The sequence below is a fragment of the Dictyoglomus sp. GBS genome, assembly GCF_055179815.1.
The window spans coordinates 1,161,819-1,180,704 of sequence record NZ_CM143687.1 but is presented as its reverse complement, the minus strand read 5'-3'; the positions used below and the strand labels follow the sequence as shown (position 1 = coordinate 1,180,704).

Sequence of the window (18,886 nt, the reverse complement as noted above, 5' to 3'; positions counted from 1 at the left end):
TGTTAACATGAGACAAAGACAAGAAAGATTAAGTGCTTTAATTAGAGAAGAAATAAGTGAGATATTATTAAGAAGGGTTAAAGATCCTCGAATCTCATCTAATTTTGTTGTAATAACTGAGGTAGAAATTAGTAAAGATCTTAGATATGCAAGAATATATGTGAGTGTTTATGGTAGTGAAGAAGAAAAAAGAGAAACTATGAAGGGACTTGAAAGTGCTAAAGGATTCATAAGAAGCGAATTAGGAAAAGATCTTAGAATAAGATTTATACCAGAAATTTCTTTTGAGCTTGACGAATCCTTAGAAAGAGGAGACAGGATACTTAGAAAATTGAAAGAATTGAAATTAGAGGATGAAGAAGATCAATAAAGAGATTAGAAGATTAATAGATATAATAGAAAAATATCAAGATTTTATTTTATTCACACACATAAATCCTGATGGAGATGCTATTGGATCTATATTAGGATTTTATTATTTTCTATTAGAAATAGGAAAAAAACCATATATTTTTCTAAATTCACCTATCCCCTCTTTTTATAGATTCCTTTTAAAGGGGGATGTAAACATAATAAGTAATTTGGATAGATCATATAATATAGGTATTGTCTTTGATTGTAGTGATATATATAGGGTTAAGGAAGATTTAAACGTAAAAGAAAAAACTAAAATACTAATAAATATAGACCATCATACTTCAAATTCAAAATTTGGAGACATAAATATTATAAACGAAAAAGCTTCATCGGTAACAGAAATTATTTACGATATTCTTACCAAATCAAAATTCAACATATCAATAAATGTGGCTGCTTGTCTTTTAACTGGTCTAATAACTGATACAGGAAGCTTTAGATTTAGTAACACTACTCCTAAAAGCCTAAAAGTAGCAAGTAATCTTGTTAAGATAGGGGTTGATATTTCCTCTATATCAAAGGAGATATACGAGAAAAGAAAACTTTCATCATTAAAATTATTAGGAATATCATTACTAAGAATAAATGTTGATAAAGATATTGCTTGGAGTTTTATCAATATGGAAGATATGGAGAAATATAATGCAACTTTAGAAGACACAGAGGGAATAATAGACAATCTTAGGATGTTGAAAGATGTGAGAGTTGTAGTGTTCTTCTATCCAATAAATGAAAAAACATTAAAAGTCAGCCTAAGATCTAAAGATAATCGTATTGATGTAAGTAAATTTGCACAATCTTTTGGTGGAGGGGGACACAAAGAGGCAGCAGGTTTTCAAGTAAAAAATAACAATTCCGATGTTTATAACTTAGTTATCAATAAGCTAAAAGAGTTTATTGAAGAAAATGAACGGATTTCTTTTAGTAAATAAACCTCCTGGTATAACCTCCTTCAATGTAGTAAAAAAAATAAGAGAAATAACAAAAATAGATAAAGTAGGACATATGGGTACTTTGGATCCCAGAGCATGTGGGCTTATAATAATAGGCTTGGGAAAATATGTAAGATTAGAGGAATACATTTTAAACTTTACAAAAACATATATTGTAGAGATTCATTTTGGTATAAGTAGTGACACTTATGATAGAGAGGCTTATTCTTTTAAATATCAAAACATAAAAAATCAAGATATTTCTCCCCAAAAAATAGAAGAAATATTAAAAAGCTTGTTAGGAGAAATTGAACAAGAACCCCCAATCTATTCTGCTCTTCATATAAATGGTAAAAGGGCTTATGAACTAGCAAGAGAAGGGAAAAATTTGAAACTTCCAAAAAGGAAGGTAAAAATATTTAAGGCTGAACTATTAGATTATAAGAAAAGTAAATTTCCTATTGCTTTAATTGAATTTAAGGTTTCAGCTGGTACCTATATAAGAAGCCTTGTAAAAGATATAAGTGAGAAACTTGGATGTTATGCAATAACCTCTTTTTTATTAAGGACTGAAATTGGTCATATCTCTATAAGTGATAGTATATCTTTTAACAAACTCTCTAAACATTGGAAAGAAAATTTAGTTTCTCCAGTTAAAATATTAAACTTTCCTCTAATAAAAGTTGATGCTCTGGAAGAGAAAAGAATTTTAAATGGAAACAATGTTCTTTTACCTACTTATGAAAATAAGGAAATTTTTGTCTCAGTGGTTAATTCAAAAGATAATTTTATTGCTGTAGGTAAGATAAAAGGAAATGTTCTAAAACCAGAAAAGGTCTTTTCAATTGAATAATTATTATGGAAAAAGATATTAAAGTAATAAAGCTGAACAATATAGAAAAAAAGGGAAAACTAATTCTAAGTATAGGAGTATTTGATGGAATACACAAAGGGCATTCCTCTATTCTGGAAGAGATGTTCAACTATGCGCTGATTAGTGATTCAAATACTGGAATAATAACTTTTGAAGATACATATCCCAAAGTTTTCAAAAATTTATCCTCCTTTCTACTAACAAAGGATGAGAAAAGAGAAATGATAGGTTTAAAAGGAATTGATTATATGTTTTGTTTGCCCTTTGACTCAAAACTTAGAAATCTTAGTCCGAAGGATTTTATTGAATTTCTTAGAAAAAATATGGAATTCTCATGCATACTTGTAGGGGATAATTTCAAGTTTGGAAAAGGAAGAACAGGAGATGTAAGTGTCTTATTAGAATTGAGTAAAAATTACAATTTTAAAGTATTGGTAAAGCCACTTCATGATATAGATAATACAACTGTATCAAGTAGTATGATAAGAGAAGCCCTTCAGAAAGGAGACATTTCTTTTGCTAATAAAATGTTAGGCTATAAATATTTTATAAGAGGTAAAGTGATAAAAGGTGATAATATAGGAGAAAAGATAGGCTTTCCAACTGTAAATGTAAAACCTGATCCTTCTAAACTTATTCCTAAAAATGGAATATATAAAGGTAAAGCTAAAATAAGAGATAAAATATATCACTCTGCTATTTACATAGGAACAAGACCTACTTTTAATGGTGAAGAGCTTCGTATAGAGGCATATTTATTTGATTTTGCTGGTAATATTTATAACGAGATTATTGAATTAGTCTTAGAAGAATACATAAGACCTGATATAAAATTTCCCTCATTAGAAGAATTAAAGAAGCAAATAACTCAAGACCTTTTATTTATAAAATATAGAATATATGAAGAAGAAAAAGAAATTAAAATCATAACAATAGACGGCACTGCAGGATCTGGTAAAACTACAATAGCAAAATCTTTAGCAAGAAAATTTAATTTTGATTACATAGATAGCGGTGCATTATATAGAAGTGTGGGACTTTTGGCTATGAAATTTGATATTTTTGATGAGAGTAAATTGGCAAAAATTATAAAAGAAAATCAAATAAAATTTTTGTGGGATGGAGAAAAATTTAGAGTTTTCTATAAAGAAATGGAATTAACAGATTTGATAAGAACTACAGAAGTAGGACTTGTAGCTTCTAAAATAGGTAGATTTAGAGGAATTAGAGAGATTATAACAGACTGGCAAAGAGATTTTCTTAAAAAGGTGAAACGGGGATTAGTTATAGAAGGTAGAGATAGTGGGACAATAGTTTTTCCAAACGCAAACTTAAAGCTTTTTATTAATGCTAATATTGATATAAGATGTGAAAGAAGAGCAAAAGATCTTAATGATACAAATAAAGAAAAACTTCTTGAAAGCATAAGAGAAAGAGACTACTTAGACATAAACAGAGATGTAGCACCTCTTAGGCTTCCTCAGGGAGGTTATTTTATAGATAATTCATATACCACAATAGACGAAGTTCTAAACATTATTACTACTTTATTTATGAGGTCAATGTAATGGTGATTATTTACTATAAACAAGTAACCTCTACTATGGATATTGCTCATGATTATGCTTCAAAGAATTTTCCTCATGGCACAATTATTTTGGCTGATATACAGACAGAAGGAAGAGGTAGATTAAGAAGAAAATGGATTTCTCCTGAAGGTGGCCTTTGGTTTTCTATAATCCTTTATCCTTCTATCTATCTGAAAAAGAAAATAGATTGTTTAGGTATTCTTATATCTGTAGCAGTATATAAAGCTTTAGATATATTCTTGAAAGAAAAAGATATTCTTAATTTTAAATGGCCTAATGATTTAGAACTCAATAAAAAGAAGGTTGCAGGAATACTATTGGAAAGTATTTATGAAAATAATGAAATAAAATACATAATAGCAGGTGTCGGAATAAATCTTTTTGTAGAACAGTCATATTTTCAAAAATATGATATAGATGCTACTTCCCTTAAAGACCTTGTTTTGGTTGAAGATAAACTAATCATATTAAAAGAGATAAGAAATCAGATTCTTTCGCATATAGCTGATTATCCTGATAATTGGGATTATGTATTTCAGTTTTACAAGAGTAGGTTTCCGTATATAGGAAGTAATGCTGTAAACAGATTAAATGGAAAAGAAGTTAAAATAGTAGATATAGATGATAATGGAAGTATTATATTGGAAGAAGAAAATAAAATCAAAAAATATCCATGGGGAGGTATTTCACTTGAAATTAAAAGGATTACTTATTGATCTTGATGGATCTATTTATAGAGGAGATGTCCCACTTCACTACAGTAAAGAGTTCATAGAATTTTTAAGAGAGAAAAATGTGAAATTCATGTTTCTAACTAACAATTCCACTAAGCTTCCCGAAGAATATATAGAAAAATTACAAAAAATGGGAATTTTCACTAATACTGATGAAATTCTAACATCTGGAATTGCTACAGCTATATATCTTAAAAAAATTAAAAATCAAGGTACAGCTTACGTTATAGGAGAAAAAGCATTGAAGAAAGTTATTTCTGACATTGGTTGGGAATTATGCGAAGATAAGGATATGGTTGATTCTGTGGTAGTAGGATTAGATAGAGAGTTTACTTTTGAAAAATTAAGAAAAGCGAACTACCATATAAGAAATGGGGCGAAGTTTTTAGCTACAAATCCCGATAAGACATTTCCAACTGAAAATGGTATAGATCCAGGAGCTGGATCTTTGGTCGCAGCTGTTTCTTCAGCATCTCAAAAAAGACCTTTTATAATTGGGAAACCATCACCATACATGGGAAAAATTGCTATAGAAAAGTTGGGCCTGAAATCAGAAGAAGTAGGGGTTGTTGGGGATAGAATAGATACAGATATTTGCTTAGGAAAAAGACTTAATGTAAAAACTTTTTTACTCCTTACAGGAGTAACTCAAAGTAAAGATTTAGAAAGATCGAAGATAAAACCTGACTTTGTATTTGAAAATCTTGAGGATTTAACTAAGTTCCTAAAAGGGCATTTAGAAAAGTAATCATGGAAAATATAAAGGTAAAATCATATGTTAATATCAATAGAAAAGATATAATGTTTCTATAAGTCTTATTAATGATCATCTCTAAAATTCTCAAAATTATAAAAACAAAAAGTGATACATAAAATGAGCCTATATAGTAAGTAATGAATATTATAGTTCTTAAAATAACCTCCATATATTTTTCCTTTATTGATATTCCATCTTTGTAAAATATATTTTTCCCCCCAAAGGTTTTTATAACATAAAAATAAAAGATAGTTCCTGCAAAAGCAACGAAAAAATAACCAATAGATAAAAGAATATAGTAATCACTATTATAAAAGCGATTTAAAAAGGATAAAGGAGAGCTTAGATTTAGATATTTGGGCTCCTTTGTTTGAGGTAATAAGAAAACAGAAATTAAAGTTATAAAATGTTGAATTTGATCTTTCAAAAATTCCCTAATACCATTACTTTTGGATATCTTTTTGATTTTCGAAAGATCTATTATAGTGTGTAATGAAAATAGAATAAAAATATAAGAGAAACACATTGGGGAAGTTAAGTAAGGTATGGAAAGTAGAATTGTAATTACTAAGTAAATACTTGTATGTATCAGTACTCCATATTTATTATAGACTTTATATTTAAATACTCTGTTCGTCTGTAAAGTGAAATCTGCAATAAGATGTGCTAAAAATAACCTTAAAAACCAGAACATTTAAGTAATCCCTTTCTGTAAAGAGATAAAAGAGCCTCAACTATAGAAGGATCAAATTGCTTTCCTTTTTCCTCTTTAATTCTATCTATTGCCAAATTTAAACTTACACCTTTTCTATAAGGTCTATCAGATATTAAAGCATCAAGAGTATCTACCACAGAAATAATTCTTCCAATAAGAGAAATTTCTTCACCTTTTAAGCCTTTTGGATATCCTTTACCATCATATCTTTCATGGTGTTCTTCAATACCTTTTATAATATCCTCTAAAAGATCGATGGGTGCTAATATATTTTTCCCTATTATTGGATGCTTTTTTATCTCCATTAATTCATCTTCAGAAAGTTTATCCTTTTTCCTCAGAATATTATCCTCTACCCCAATTTTTCCTATATCATGTAGTAACCCTGCAAGTCTAATTTTTTCTAAATAATCAGAATCTAAATTTAATTCTTTACCAATTAAATATGAAAATTCAGAGACCCTTTTTGAATGTCCATGAGTATAAGGATCTTTTGCATCAATAGCATTTACAAGAGATTCTATAGTATCAAAAAATAGACTTTTTAAGTTATTGTATAAAAGAGCATTTTTTATTGCTACAGCAGCTTCATTTGCTATAGTTTGTAGTAAGTCTAAATCTTCATAGTCAAAAGGTTTATCGCTTTTTTTGTTTATAGCTTCTATTACACCTATTAGTTCATCTTTATACAACATTGGTACCCCTAAAATGGATTTGGTTTTGAAAGAGGTTAAATAATCAAATTTTGGATTGAATATATTACTACTTTCCACATTATTTTCAATAATAGGAGTTCTTGTTTGAGCAACTTTTCCTGCAATCCCCTCCCCTACTTTTACTGTATATCTTTTGATTGTATCTCCCTTTTCTCCAAGAGCTACTTCAAAATATAATTCTTCTTTTTTGGAATCAAGAAGAAGTAACGAACAAGCCTCAACCATTAAACTCTCTTTTACTATTTCCATGATTATTTTTAAAAGATCAGAAAGATTCAAATTTGAAACAATCTTATAGGAAATCTCCCTAATTAAATAGAGTCTCTCTATTTCTTTTTTTAAAGATATATTTTCTTTAAGTATTTTACCTATTTTAATTTTCATTTTTGTACCCTAATACTCTAAATACATGAACAGGTTTTTCTTTTCCTTTAATATTGAAAAAACCAAGATCTTCAATAATAAACTTATCTTTTATTTCATTATATGTTTGTTCACATATTAGAATCTCTCCTCCTTTAGCTAAACCTTCTAATCGAGATGCAAGATTTACAGTATTTCCGATTGCTGTATATTCTATCTTCTGTTTGGGTCCTATAATACCCACTAAAGCTTCTCCTGAGGAAATTCCTATTCCCACTTCAAAAGAAGGATAACCTTGACTTTTCCATTCTAATTGTAATTTCCTGATCTTTTCTTGTATTTCTAAGGCAGAAAGTACAGCTTTTTCTGCAGTATTTTCCAAAGGATAAGGAGCTCCAAAAATTGCCATTATTGCATCTCCCATAAATTTATCTACAGTCCCATTGTTTTTTAAAACAATATCTGAAGAGCTTTTTAAGAAATCATCTAAAATCTTAATTATCTCTTCAGGTTCTCTTATATCAGAGTAATAAGTAAAATTTCTAATATCTGCAAACAGAACGCTTATCTTCTCTCTTTTGGTAGTGAAAATTTTATCTCTTTCTGTTTTAAGAAGCATTTCAACTACTTCTGGAGAGACAAATCTTTGAAATAATGTCTTAATTTCTCTCTTTTCTTGTTCTGTTTTTATAATTTCATATAACATGTTAAATAAATAAGAAATTAAAAGTCCAAATACTGGTATGTAATATGGAAGTAACGTATTAAAATAAACAAAAAATAAATTGGCTATTGTGAGGTATAATAAGGAAAATATCACGGATATTACAAATATAAAAATTGTCTTGTATTTTCTTATTAAAATAGAAGGAATAAAATTCATAAGTAGTGTAATTATATATAATGGGGATCCATCATTAAAAGGTTTTATAAAATCTTTGCTAATAAGGGTGTCTATAGCATTAGCATGAACTTCTACTCCCGGCATTTTTCCTAATCTAATAGAACCTCCATATCTTATAAAACCATAAAATGGAGTAAAATGAGTATCGTGTAATGTCTCAGTTACTGCACCTATAAGAACAATTTTGTTTTTAAAAACATTTGGATCAATATTTCCTTTTAATATATCAACAAAAGAGTAAACAGGATAACTAAAAGGTCCTCCTCTGTAATTTATATATATGTTATTTTTTTTATCTGTGAACAATTTTGTTTTAGAAATATATTCGTCTGAAGTTAGAGAAAGATATTTTAATGTTATTAAAAAAGGAAAAGAAATCCATTCCTTTTCTAATACGAAATTTTTTAGTTGGAATCTTCTTATAAATCCATCCAAATCATGTTCTGGATTAACGAGTCCAACCTTAGCGTTTTTCAAAAATTTATCAATGGGAAGAAAGAGTCTTTTAAGAGAACCATATCTTGGATCATCCACTGATATATAAAAAGCAGAAAGTATTATCCTTTTATCCCTTTTTAAAAGTTCCTCAAATTTCTTATCATCTACCGGAGTTGTTTCTGTATCAAAATATATATCAAAGGCTATAATTTTGGGATTTTTCCCTAGTTTATTTATTAATTCCACATATAAAGATCTATTCCAAGGAAAATTACCTAATTCTTGTATTGAATTATCGTCTATTCCTATTATTACGATATTACTTTCTGACTCTCTCTCCCCTCTAAATATAAATCTTAAGTTAATAGAGCCTAATTCAAGTTTTTGAAGTACTTGACTTTGAAACAATAATAAAGTCACTACAAAAGATATTAGCACTATTATACATCTTATTATTATGCCATTCTTTATAAACCTATTTATATAATTCACTTTTTAAAGTCTTAACTTTGTCGATACAAAATATATATCTGTTGGATTACCATAAGGATCAAAAGTTCTTTTTATAGTTAGTATAGCATCTACATTTTGAGCTAATGGATAGGTTATATTTAAAGTCATAATTGTATTTTCATTAAAGAGCATAAATGGAGTTTTTATCTCTTTTTGCTCGTATAGTAAGTTCATCTTTAATCTTTCATTTAATGACATAGTAAATCTACTATATATAGATGGACGCATACCATTAAAAGATTGGTAATTTACATTTAAAAAGGCAATATTTAATATATTAGTGTCTAAGTCTAATGTTAAACCAAATATTCTATTTACAGACTCTTTTAAAGGAGATAGAGTTTTAAGTACCTTATTCTTTTCATAATAAGCATTGAAATAACCAGGATAAAAATTATCAGAAAAGTTTATTAGCTGGACACTAAAAACACTGTTGAAAAGACTGAAATTGCTTTGAAGACCTAATGCAACACCATTTTCACTTAGAACTCTTGGATCACTAATTGTTACTCCATCATGTATTATTCTTTGTGCAAAAGATGAATAAATAACAGTATTTTTTGTCAAAAAGTACGATAAATCTGCTCCAACTATTGCTTGTCTTTTATTTTCATCAACATCCATATCCATCATACCATTTATACCAATTTCTAATCTATTTATGGGTCGATAAAAAGCTCTCAATGCATATGTTGAGGTTAGATTTTCATATTTATTAAAAGGAGAAGGAAAGAGAGTAAGAATACCCCCTCTTTTTGGATCTTCTAATCGAAGTACTACCCCCTCCATTTCATATGTGGAATATCTATTGGCAATTAATCCGTATCCAAGAGTAAAGTGATCTATAACACCATATTTTATTCCAAGCCAAGGTAAATTTAGTTCTCCATACCTTATTTTTCCTTGAATATAACTTATACTTTCTCCATCGGTATATAAAGAAAGATCAAGACCGAGTTTTAATATTCCAAAAGAAAGTTCTGGAGAAAAGGAAAGTTTAGCAAGCATCAAATCATTCTTTTTATATAAACCATAATCTAAATTATTATTAAGCGCTAATCTAACACCTTCGGATGATCCCCTTTGAGGAGGTGTAATAGGTTTCTCTTCTTTAATCTCTTCTTTGGGCTTTTCTTCTTTTGGTTTCTCTTCTTCATCAAACTTTTCAATTTCTGTTATTGGTGTCGGATTTTCAGGAGGATTTTCAGGTTTTACAATACTTTGAAAACCTTCTTTTACATCTACTGTTACACCTTTAGCAGAAAAAGAAACTACTCCTTTAAGAGTTTTCACCACAGTCGTTCCATCTTCACTTACTTGCTGAATCCATTCCGTACCTCTTACACCTGCAACAGCTGTAGGTGTGTGTATCTCTACTCTTTCTCCTATAGATAATATCTTCTCAACTGTCGCCCATACTTTTCCTAAAAGTAATTTAAATATTGATACTTCTTTTTGTGTATCTTTATCACGATCCAATCTTAAAATATCAAGCTGGGTATTTGAAGCAAGTTTTAGGGTTGATCTATCTGAAAACTCTAATATAGCTTGTGAGTTTTGTTGTACCCAAATCTTATCTCCTGAAGAAAGTTCCATTTTTAACTTAGCAGGTATCCATAACTCTGATTCAGCCTTTTTTACATAAACATTTCCTTTTAGATATGTTATTATTGCTACCCTTTTTGTTGCTTGAGCAAAAATAGGGACAATAAGGATTAATAAAACTAAAAGAAAGACAAAAAGTTTTTTAAACATTTTTAATACACCCCACTAAATTGTTTTTAAAATAATCTTAAACTTTTTATATTATATCACAGGTTCTTTTTATAAAGATAACAAAGTCCTTTAAGAGTAAGATAAGGATCAATATTTTCTAATTTAAGGTATTTTGAATGAGGTACTATTCTTTTAGCCCAACCACCAGTACTTATAAGAACAGGATTTCCATTCATTTCTGATATTTGTCTTTCTAAAATTCCATCAACAAGTCCTGCAAACCCAAAAACTATTCCTGCTTGAATTGCAGATATAGTGTTTTTTCCTAAGGAAGATTCTGGAGCTTTAATATCTACTTGAGGAAGTTTAGCGGTTTTTTCAAAGAGGGCGTAGGATGCCGTCCCTACGCCCGGTGCTATAGCTACTCCTAAAAATTTCTTATTCTCTATAGCAGAAAAAGTAGTTGCTGTGCCAAAATCTATAGCTATTCCAACTGGACCATACTCTTCTTGAATAGCAACCACATTACATATAAGATCTGAACCTACCTCTTTGGGGTTTTCTGTCTCTATGGAGATTCCTGTTTTTATTCCTGGTTCTACAACAAAAGGAGAATAATTGAAGATATATCTTATGGCATCAACAAAAACTGAGGTAAGAGATGGAACTACAGAAGATATAGCTATACCTTCTACTTTAGCCTCGGAGATCCCATTTCTTTTTAGAGTCCATTCAATAAGTAGTGAATATTCATAGCTTGTAGAGTATTTCTTAGTCTCAAATTCATAATGAGATATAATTTTATTTTTTTTAAAATAAGCTATATCTATATTTGAATTGCCGATATCTATAGTTAAAAGCATACCCTATGCACTCTCCTTAATTAATCTTTTTAATAATACAACTATAGGTGGACAAATTATTGACGCGATAATTGCTTCTGGAATACCATGAAGAATTCCTATGGATATAATAACTCCTAATGGGAAAATTTTAAAAATTGCTGCAAGACCAAGAGTTCCCACAGTGTTAGTCATACTTCCTAAGAAGGATGCTATTCCAATGGCAACTATTTCTCCTTCTTTTTCTTTTATTATAAATAAAATTAAAAAAGCTATGATAAAAGAGATTAAAGCTATTAAAAAACTAAATTCTAAAGAGTAATTAATAAGGCTTTCTGTAAACCACTCTCTCATGATATAGACACCACTAAGATATGCGAAAGAGAAAACTACAAAAGAGATAATAAAAGCGGTAGAGTTTTTAAGCTTCTTTTGAGACCTAAAAAAGGATAAGAGAAAATTATAAACAAGACCTGAAACAATACCAATAAAAGGTCTTGCAGGAAAAAGCACCCAGAAAGGAGCAATATGGGAAAAATACATAACTGCAGAAATGCCAAAAATGCTACCTACTAAGGCTCCAAACCATGGTCCCATAACAATGCCTGCTAATATCACTGGAATATGCATTATTGTTGCAGCACCTGCTGGTGTTGGTAGGGATATATAGCCTATACGTGAAAAACCTAATAAGAGGGTAATTGCAACAAAAAGAGATGCTAATGAGATTTTTTTGATGTTTTTAAACATTTTAATACCTCCCTTCCGGCTCCCCAACAAGGGATGCCGTTTTTTTGATTTGACTATTTATATTGATATTTATTGATATTGTCCCGCGATCCTAAAGATCTGCAGGCTTTTTTGGATTATAATATATAAACTAAAAAAAGAAAAGAGGTTATATAAATGGATAAAAAAGAATTGCGGAAGATATTTTTAGAAAAAAGAAGGAATATAAGAGATAAAGAGGTAAAATCTCATGAAATTTTTCATAAGCTGAAGAATTTAGTTATTTGGGGAAAAGCATCTATAATTAACACTTATGTCTCTATAAAAGATGAGGTAGATACAAGGTTCATAATTTATCATGCTCTTGTAGAAAACAAAAGAGTATTTTGCCCCGTTATCTTTGGTAAAGACTTAAAATTTGGAGAAATTAAGACAATTAATGATTTAGAAAAAGGTCCATTTGGTATACTGCAACCTAAGGAGATTTATGAAATAGATTATAACTTGTTCGATATTATTGTAGTACCTGGAATTGCATTTGATGTTAAAGGTTATAGAATAGGTTATGGTAAAGGTTACTATGATCGTTTTTTAAGCAACATTAAAAGAGGTATAAAAATAGGTTTAACCTTTGACGATTTAATCATTAATGAACTTCCAAAAGATCCTTACGATCAAAAAGTTGATATTATTATTTCAGAGAAAAAGATTATTTTTACTAATAATTATTGAATACCTATACAAGATAAACACAAAATAATACTATTTCTATAGATCTCATAAAATTCTCCCATATAAATACCAATAGTCAAAAAAAGGAATATAAGAAAGAATATAAAAAATCTTATAATTACTTTTTTAGCCATTTTTCCAATTCCTTTTTAATATCCTTTTCTGAGATAATTCCTAAATAAATTTTTCTTATAATAAAATTTTTATCAATTAAAAAAGATGTTGGTATAGCTACAATTTGATATGTATATCCTGCTTTTCCTTCTCTGTCAGAAAGAATAGTAAAACTAACTGGATTATTCTTTAAGTAATCATTAACATTTTTAGGATTGGAGTCTAGACTAACAGCCACTATTTCAAATCCTTTATTTTTATGTTCCTTGTATAGCTTATCTAATAACGGCATTTCATATCTACATGGAGGGCACCATGTAGCCCAAAAATTTAATAAAATAACTTTCCCTTTAAAATCAGAAAGCCTATAATTTTTCCCCTTTAGATCTTTAAGTGAAAAATCTATAGCTTTTTCATTTTCTCCTATATTGGCTATTGAGTAAGATGTATGAATTAATAGGACAAATAATATAATCATTAAAAAAATTTTTAAAAATCTATTATTCTTCATCATTTTTTTCATTTTAAACTCCTCCCTTTTTGCATATATTAATTAAAAGAACTTTCCAGGCGAGGTAGGGGGTGATGGGTGAGGGGGGAAGGGGACCCTCGCCTGGAAAGGTTCTTAACAAATTCTTTTTGAAATAATATTAACATTTTAAAAATTTTTTGTCAAGATTCCTAATTTTAAAATTGATTAAAAATAATAACAGAAATAATTTACACTGATCAAAAAAAGAGGAGGCTCTCTGGCGATGACCTACTCTCCCACCCCGTTGCCAGGGCAGTACCATCGGCGCTGGAGGGCTTAGCTTCCGTGTTCGGAATGGGAACGGGCGTTTCCCCTCCGCTCTAATCACCAGTAGCCTCCTCTTCCTTCATAACTCCATCATAAATCCTTCTTGAGAGAGATCACACCGTAACCAGCCAGGCGTCAAAGCCTCGGCATATTAGTACCGGTCGGCTTCACGCATTGCTGCGCTTCCACCTCCGGCCTATCTACCTCCTCTTCTCGGAGGTGCCTTACCAGGTTCTCCCTGTGGGAAACCTTATCTTGGGGTGGGCTTCGCGCTTAGATGCTTTCAGCGCTTATCCCGTACGGACTTGGCTACCCAGCTCCTGCACCTGACGGCACAACTGGTACACCAGAGGTCCGCCTGCTCCGGTCCTCTCGTACTAGGAGCAGTTCCCCTCAAGTTTCCTACGCCCGTGGCGGATAGGGACCGAACTGTCTCACGACGTTCTGAACCCAGCTCACGTACCGCTTTAATGGGCGAACAGCCCAACCCTTGGGACCTTCTCCAGCCCCAGGATGCGGTGAGCCGACATCGAGGTGCCAAACCTCGCCGTCGATGTGGACTCTCGGGCGAGATCAGCCTGTTATCCCCGGAGTAACTTTTATCCGTTGAGCGATGGCCCTTCCACTCGGGACCACCGGATCACTAGGCCCGACTTTCGTCTCTGCTCGGCCCGTCGGCCTCACAGTCAGGCAGGCTTAACGCCCTTACACTTTAGGCACGATTTCTAACCGTGCCAAGCCTACCTTTGGGCGCCTCCGTTACCTTTTAGGAGGCGACCGCCCCAGTCAAACTGCCCACCAAGCACTGTCCCCCAAAAGGCTCTTCTTTTGGGGTTAGAACCCCAACACCACAAGGGTGGTATTCCACCGGCGGCTCCACAGAGGCTGGCGCCCCTGCTTCTCAGCCTCCCACCTATCCTCTACATGCGGTGCCAAAGTTCAATGCCAGGCTGCAGTAAAGCTTCACGGGGTCTTTCCGTCCTGCCACGGGTAGTCCGTATCTTCACGGACACTCTAATTTCACCGGGCCCCTCGTTGAGACAGCGCTCCAGTGGTTATGCCTTTCATGCAGGTCGGAACTTACCCGACAAGGAATTTCGCTACCTTAGGACCGTTATAGTTACGGCCGCCGTTCACTGGGGCTTCGGTTCAGGGCTTCGGGTATTCCCCTAACCCTTCCCCTTAACCTTCCAGCACCGGGCAGGCCTCAGCCCCTATACATCGGCTTCTACGCCTTAGCAGAGACCTGTGTTTTTGGTAAACAGTCCCCAGAGCCACTTCACTGCGGCCCTTTCAGACTATTCACCTTACTCGGGCACCCCTTCTTGCGAACGTACGGGGCCATTTTGCCGAGTTCCTTAACGAGGGTTATCCCGCGCACCTTTGGATCTTCACCTCGCCCACCTGTGTCGGTTTGCGGTACGGGCACCCGCTAACCTCCCTAGAAGCTTTTCTCGGCAGTGTGGGCTCGATGCCTTCGCCCTCTCTCGAGGACTCCCCATCACTCCTCGGTTCATCAGGAGTGCGGATTTGCCTACACTCCCTCCCTTAGAGCTTGGACCTGGTATGTCACCACCAGGCGCACCTACCCTCCTGCGTCCCTCCTTCGGTATTAACGGTTAGCAGGTGGGGCCGGAATATTAACCGGCTGTGCATCACCTACGCCTTTCGGCCTCGGCTTAGCTCCCGCCTAACCCTGGGAAGACGAGCTTTACCCAGGAAACCTCGGGCTTTCGGTGGGAGGGATTCTCACCCTCCTTTTCGCTACTCATGCCGGCATTCTCACTTCCGCCTCGTCCAGCGGTCCTTCCGGTCCGCCTTCTCCCTACAGCGGAACGCTCCCCTACCGCTCTACCTACCCGAAGATAGGTAGAACCCAAAGCTTCGGTGCCGGGCTTTAGCCCCGTGTATTTTCGGCGCAGCTTGGCTCGATCAGTGAGCTATTACGCACTCTTTGAATGATGGCTGCTTCTAAGCCAACATCCTGACTGTCTTCGCCAAGCTACCTCCTTTACCACTTAGCCCGGACTTTGGGACCTTAGCTGTTGATCTGGGCTGTTCCCCTCTCGACTATGGAGCTTATCCCCCACAGTCCGACTCCCAGCCATCCACCTAAGGCATTCGGAGTTTGACTGGACTCGGCAGCGGATCCCCGCCCCTCGCCCAACCAGTGCTCTACCTCCTTAGGCTTCATCGGCTGAGGCTAGCCCTAAAGCTATTTCGGGGAGAACCAGCTATCTCCAGGCTCGATTAGCTTTTCACTCCTACCCACAGCTCATCCCATAGCTTTTCACTGCTAACGGGTTCGGACCTCCACGGGGGGTTAACCCCGCTTCATCCTGGCCATGGGTAGCTCGCCTGGTTTCGGGTCTAATGCGTGTGACTAATCGCCCTCTTCAGGCTCGCTTTCACTTCGGCTCCGGGACTCCTCTCCCTTAACCTCGCCACACGCATTAACTCGCCGGCTCATTCTTCAACAGGCACGCAGTCGAGCCAGCTCAAAAGAGTTACCCCTTTTGAGCATCGCTCTCCTACTCCTTGTGGACGTACGGTTTCAGGTTCTATTTCACTCCCCTCTCCGGGGTTCTTTTCACCTTTCCCTCACGGTACTATGCGCTATCGGTCACCAAGGGTATTTAGCCTTAGGCGGTGGTCCGCCCTGATTCGCGCAGGATTCCACGTGCCCCACGCTACTCGGGATTAAGGCCCATAAGAGATACATACTTTTCGCCTACGGGGCTCTCACCCTCTCTGGCCAGCCTTCCCAGACTGTTCGGCTAAGTATGCATTCCCTTACGAGAGAGTCGCGGCTCCCTCCGGCCTTATCCCTCTACCCCTGAGTGGCAACGCCCGCGAGCTTCTCCACCACTCAGGTTTAGGCTCCTCCCCTTTCGCTCACCACTACTCAGGGAATCGATTGTCTCTTTCTTCTCCTCGGGGTACTAAGATGTTTCAGTTCCCCCGGTTCCCCTCCCTAAGAGTTTCCCCTTAGGGATACTCTGGCATTACCCAGAGTGGGTTTCCCCATTCGGAAATCCCCGGATCATAGCTTGCTCGCAGCTCCCCGGGGCGTTTCGCCGCCTGCCGCGTCCTTCTTCGGCCCTTGGTGCCTAGGCATCCACCGTACGCCCTTTCTACTTTGACGCCCGGCTGATTACTGCATCATCCCTCTCTATCTTCTCTTGTCTAAGGTGCAAATTTGGTGGAGCTGACCGGACTTGAACCGGTGACCCCCTGCGTGCAAAGCAGGTGCTCTCCCAGCTGAGCTACAGCCCCACCCCTCAAATAAAATGGTGGGCCCTCCTGGACTCGAACCAGGGACCTCACCCTTATCAGGGGTGCGCTCTAACCACCTGAGCTAAGAGCCCACTTTAATAATCATGATTAGTCGGGAGAAAAGAGGGAGAAGAGATAAAGGAAAAAGAGGACACTTTTCCTTCTCCATAAGAAAGGAGGTGATCCAGCCGCACCTTCCGGTACGGCTACCTTGTTACGACTTCACCCCAATCATCCGCCCCACCTTCGGCAGGCTCTTCGCCTGACTTCGGGTGTTGCGGACTCTCGTGGTGTGACGGGCGGTGTGTACAAGGCCCGAGAACGTATTCACCGCAGCGTGGCTGATCTGCGGTTACTAGCGATTCCGCCTTCACGCAGGCGAGTTGCAGCCTGCGATCTGAACTGGGGGTGGCTTTAGGGATTCGCTCCACCTCGCAGCTTCGCTCCCCTCTGTACCACCCATTGTAGCGCGTGTGTAGCCCAGGGCATAAGGGGCATACTGACTTGACGTCATCCCCACCTTCCTCCGGCTCATCGCCGGCAGTCCCCTTAGAGTGCCCGGCTTTACCCGCTGGCAACTAAGGGCAGGGGTTGCGCTCGTTGCGGGACTTAACCCAACATCTCACGACACGAGCTGACGACAGCCATGCACCACCTGTGCAGGCTCCAAATAAGGGGAAACCCCCTCATTCGGCACTTACCCTTTCGGGTAAGCTTTCAGCCTGCATGTCAAGCCCTGGTAAGGTTCTTCGCTTAGCATCGAATTAAACCACGCGCTCCACCGCTTGTGCGGGCCCCCGTCAATTCCTTTGAGTTTTAGCCTTGCGGCCGTACTCCCCAGGCGGGGCACTTATCGCGTTTGCTGCAGCACGGAGAGTCTGACTCCCCACACCTAGTGCCCATCGTTTACGGCTAGGACTACCGGGGTATCTAATCCCGTTCGCTCCCCTAGCTTTCGCGCCTCAGCGTCAGGGCCAGTCCAGAGAGCCGCCTTCGCCACCGGCGTTCCTTCCGATATCTACGCATTTCACCGCTACACCGGAAGTTCCGCTCTCCTCTCCTGCCCTCTAGCTTAGCAGTATCAGATGGCCTCCCCAAGTTGAGCTTGGGGCTTCCACATCTGACTTGCTAAGCCGCCTACACGCCCTTTACGCCCAGTAAATCCGGACAACGCTCGCCCCCTACGTCTTACCGCGGCTGCTGGCACGTAGTTAGCCGGGGCTTTTTCCTCGGGTACCGTCAGCTTTCTTCCCCGAGAAAAGAGGTTTACACCCCGAAGGGCTTCTTCCCTCACGCGGCGTCGCTCCGTCAGGGTTTCCCCCATTGCGGAAGATTCCCGGCTGCTGCCTCCCGTAGGAGTCTGGGCCGTGTCTCAGTCCCAGTGTGGCCGACCACCCTCTCAGGCCGGCTACCCGTCTTCGCCTTGGTGGGCCATTACCCCACCAACTAGCTGATAGGCCGCAGGCCCATCCCAGAGCAGTATACAGAGTTGCCTCTGTATACTCTTTCCTTACCTTAGCTCTCCGCTCGGTAAGTATATGGGGGTTTAGCACCCCTTTCGGGGTGTTATCCCCCTCTCTGGGGTAGGTTACCTACGTGTTACTCACCCGTGCGCCGCTCTCACTCCTATCGGTTATCCCAATAGGAGCTACCGCTCGACTTGCATGCCTTAGGCACGCCGCCAGCGTTCGTCCTGAGCCAGGATCAAACCCTCCATCCAGTATAT

General features: G+C 36.6%; 14 protein-coding genes, 2 tRNA genes and 3 rRNA genes. 7 read left to right on the top strand and 12 right to left on the bottom strand.

Going from position 1 to position 18,886, the window contains the following annotated elements; genetic code table 11:
* Positions 1-7: 7 nt before the first annotated feature.
* Genes rbfA through ACY3IT_RS05790 form a run of 6 tightly spaced genes read left to right on the top strand, consistent with a single transcriptional unit; the run spans position 8 to position 5,294 of the window.
* Positions 8-370, top strand: coding sequence for a 30S ribosome-binding factor RbfA (rbfA, locus tag ACY3IT_RS05815; protein WP_463082027.1), 363 nt, complete (start codon positions 8-10; stop codon positions 368-370).
* Entirely contained in the window at positions 354-1,349 is a 996-nt protein-coding gene (locus ACY3IT_RS05810; protein ID WP_463082026.1) for a DHH family phosphoesterase, read from the top strand. Before rbfA ends, ACY3IT_RS05810 begins: the two co-directional genes overlap by 17 nt.
* A complete protein-coding gene (gene truB, locus ACY3IT_RS05805) occupies positions 1,324-2,202 on the top strand; it encodes a tRNA pseudouridine(55) synthase TruB (protein WP_463082025.1) in 879 nt (292 codons plus the stop codon). Before ACY3IT_RS05810 ends, truB begins: the two co-directional genes overlap by 26 nt.
* Positions 2,203-2,207: 5 nt before the next feature.
* On the top strand, positions 2,208-3,791 hold the full coding sequence (locus tag ACY3IT_RS05800) for a bifunctional riboflavin kinase/FAD synthetase (protein ID WP_463082024.1): 1,584 nt from the start codon (positions 2,208-2,210) through the stop codon (positions 3,789-3,791).
* On the top strand, positions 3,791-4,528 hold the full coding sequence (locus tag ACY3IT_RS05795; RefSeq protein ID WP_463082023.1) for a biotin--[acetyl-CoA-carboxylase] ligase: 738 nt from the start codon (positions 3,791-3,793) through the stop codon (positions 4,526-4,528). Before ACY3IT_RS05800 ends, ACY3IT_RS05795 begins: the two co-directional genes overlap by 1 nt.
* Positions 4,503-5,294, top strand: coding sequence for an HAD-IIA family hydrolase (locus ACY3IT_RS05790; protein WP_463082022.1), 792 nt, complete (start codon positions 4,503-4,505; stop codon positions 5,292-5,294). The genes ACY3IT_RS05795 and ACY3IT_RS05790 overlap by 26 nt, the downstream gene beginning before the upstream one ends.
* Here ACY3IT_RS05790 and ACY3IT_RS05785 read toward each other — a convergent pair.
* The 6 genes from ACY3IT_RS05785 to ACY3IT_RS05760 form a co-directional block, all read right to left on the bottom strand.
* Complete coding sequence (locus ACY3IT_RS05785) at positions 5,263-5,997, bottom strand: DUF3307 domain-containing protein (protein ID WP_463082021.1); 735 nt, start codon at positions 5,995-5,997, stop codon at positions 5,263-5,265. The genes ACY3IT_RS05790 and ACY3IT_RS05785 overlap by 32 nt on opposite strands.
* Positions 5,982-7,118, bottom strand: coding sequence for an HD domain-containing phosphohydrolase (locus ACY3IT_RS05780; protein ID WP_463082020.1), 1,137 nt, complete (start codon positions 7,116-7,118; stop codon positions 5,982-5,984). Before ACY3IT_RS05780 ends, ACY3IT_RS05785 begins: the two co-directional genes overlap by 16 nt.
* Positions 7,108-8,859 carry a CHASE2 domain-containing protein gene (locus tag ACY3IT_RS05775; protein ID WP_463082019.1) on the bottom strand — a complete coding sequence of 584 codons (1,752 nt, stop codon included), beginning with the start codon at positions 8,857-8,859 and terminating at the stop codon, positions 7,108-7,110. Before ACY3IT_RS05775 ends, ACY3IT_RS05780 begins: the two co-directional genes overlap by 11 nt.
* Positions 8,860-8,934: 75 nt before the next feature.
* Positions 8,935-10,707: a FecR family protein gene (locus ACY3IT_RS05770; RefSeq protein ID WP_463082018.1), complete on the bottom strand. Its 1,773-nt coding sequence runs from the start codon at positions 10,705-10,707 to the stop codon at positions 8,935-8,937.
* 56 nt (positions 10,708-10,763) lie between these two features.
* Positions 10,764-11,531: a type III pantothenate kinase gene (locus ACY3IT_RS05765; RefSeq protein WP_463082017.1), complete on the bottom strand. Its 768-nt coding sequence runs from the start codon at positions 11,529-11,531 to the stop codon at positions 10,764-10,766.
* 3 nt (positions 11,532-11,534) lie between these two features.
* Positions 11,535-12,260 carry an ECF transporter S component gene (locus tag ACY3IT_RS05760; RefSeq protein ID WP_463082016.1) on the bottom strand — a complete coding sequence of 242 codons (726 nt, stop codon included), beginning with the start codon at positions 12,258-12,260 and terminating at the stop codon, positions 11,535-11,537.
* Positions 12,261-12,416: 156 nt separating this feature from the next.
* Between ACY3IT_RS05760 and ACY3IT_RS05755 the strand changes: the two genes are divergently transcribed.
* The gene (locus ACY3IT_RS05755) at positions 12,417-12,971 is read left to right on the top strand and encodes a 5-formyltetrahydrofolate cyclo-ligase (protein ID WP_463082015.1); all 555 of its coding nucleotides are present in this window, start codon (positions 12,417-12,419) and stop codon (positions 12,969-12,971) included.
* A gap of 118 nt (positions 12,972-13,089) precedes the next feature.
* Here the strand turns inward: ACY3IT_RS05755 and ACY3IT_RS05750 are convergent, their stop codons facing one another.
* The 6 genes from ACY3IT_RS05750 to ACY3IT_RS05725 form a co-directional block, all read right to left on the bottom strand.
* Positions 13,090-13,608, bottom strand: coding sequence for a TlpA disulfide reductase family protein (locus ACY3IT_RS05750; RefSeq protein ID WP_463082014.1), 519 nt, complete (start codon positions 13,606-13,608; stop codon positions 13,090-13,092).
* Between the two features lie 224 nt (positions 13,609-13,832).
* A 5S ribosomal RNA gene (gene rrf / locus ACY3IT_RS05745) occupies positions 13,833-13,949 on the bottom strand.
* A gap of 66 nt (positions 13,950-14,015) precedes the next feature.
* Positions 14,016-17,029, bottom strand: a 23S ribosomal RNA gene (locus ACY3IT_RS05740).
* Between the two features lie 55 nt (positions 17,030-17,084).
* Positions 17,085-17,160 (bottom strand) — tRNA-Ala (locus ACY3IT_RS05735).
* A 15-nt stretch (positions 17,161-17,175) separates the two neighbouring features.
* Positions 17,176-17,252: transfer RNA gene (locus ACY3IT_RS05730), tRNA-Ile, on the bottom strand.
* An 80-nt stretch (positions 17,253-17,332) separates the two neighbouring features.
* Positions 17,333-18,880: ribosomal RNA gene (locus tag ACY3IT_RS05725) — 16S ribosomal RNA — on the bottom strand.
* The 16S, 23S and 5S rRNA genes sit together here with 2 tRNA genes alongside, the layout of an rRNA operon.
* Positions 18,881-18,886: the final 6 nt, after the last annotated feature.

Excerpts from the sequence above, each read along its gene's own strand:
- rbfA (WP_463082027.1), top strand. The coding sequence starts at position 8 with ATGAGACAAAGACAAGAAAGATTAAGTGCTTTAATTAGAGAAGAAATA.
- ACY3IT_RS05810 (WP_463082026.1), top strand. The coding sequence starts at position 354 with ATGAAGAAGATCAATAAAGAGATTAGAAGATTAATAGATATAATAGAA.
- truB (WP_463082025.1), top strand. The coding sequence starts at position 1,324 with ATGAACGGATTTCTTTTAGTAAATAAACCTCCTGGTATAACCTCCTTC.
- ACY3IT_RS05800 (WP_463082024.1), top strand. The coding sequence starts at position 2,208 with ATGGAAAAAGATATTAAAGTAATAAAGCTGAACAATATAGAAAAAAAG.
- ACY3IT_RS05795 (WP_463082023.1), top strand. The coding sequence starts at position 3,791 with ATGGTGATTATTTACTATAAACAAGTAACCTCTACTATGGATATTGCT.
- ACY3IT_RS05785 (WP_463082021.1), bottom strand. The coding sequence starts at position 5,997 with ATGTTCTGGTTTTTAAGGTTATTTTTAGCACATCTTATTGCAGATTTC.
- ACY3IT_RS05780 (WP_463082020.1), bottom strand. The coding sequence starts at position 7,118 with ATGAAAATTAAAATAGGTAAAATACTTAAAGAAAATATATCTTTAAAA.
- ACY3IT_RS05770 (WP_463082018.1), bottom strand. The coding sequence starts at position 10,707 with ATGTTTAAAAAACTTTTTGTCTTTCTTTTAGTTTTATTAATCCTTATT.
- ACY3IT_RS05765 (WP_463082017.1), bottom strand. The coding sequence starts at position 11,531 with ATGCTTTTAACTATAGATATCGGCAATTCAAATATAGATATAGCTTAT.
- ACY3IT_RS05760 (WP_463082016.1), bottom strand. The coding sequence starts at position 12,260 with ATGTTTAAAAACATCAAAAAAATCTCATTAGCATCTCTTTTTGTTGCA.
- ACY3IT_RS05755 (WP_463082015.1), top strand. The coding sequence starts at position 12,417 with ATGGATAAAAAAGAATTGCGGAAGATATTTTTAGAAAAAAGAAGGAAT.
- ACY3IT_RS05750 (WP_463082014.1), bottom strand. The coding sequence starts at position 13,608 with ATGAAAAAAATGATGAAGAATAATAGATTTTTAAAAATTTTTTTAATG.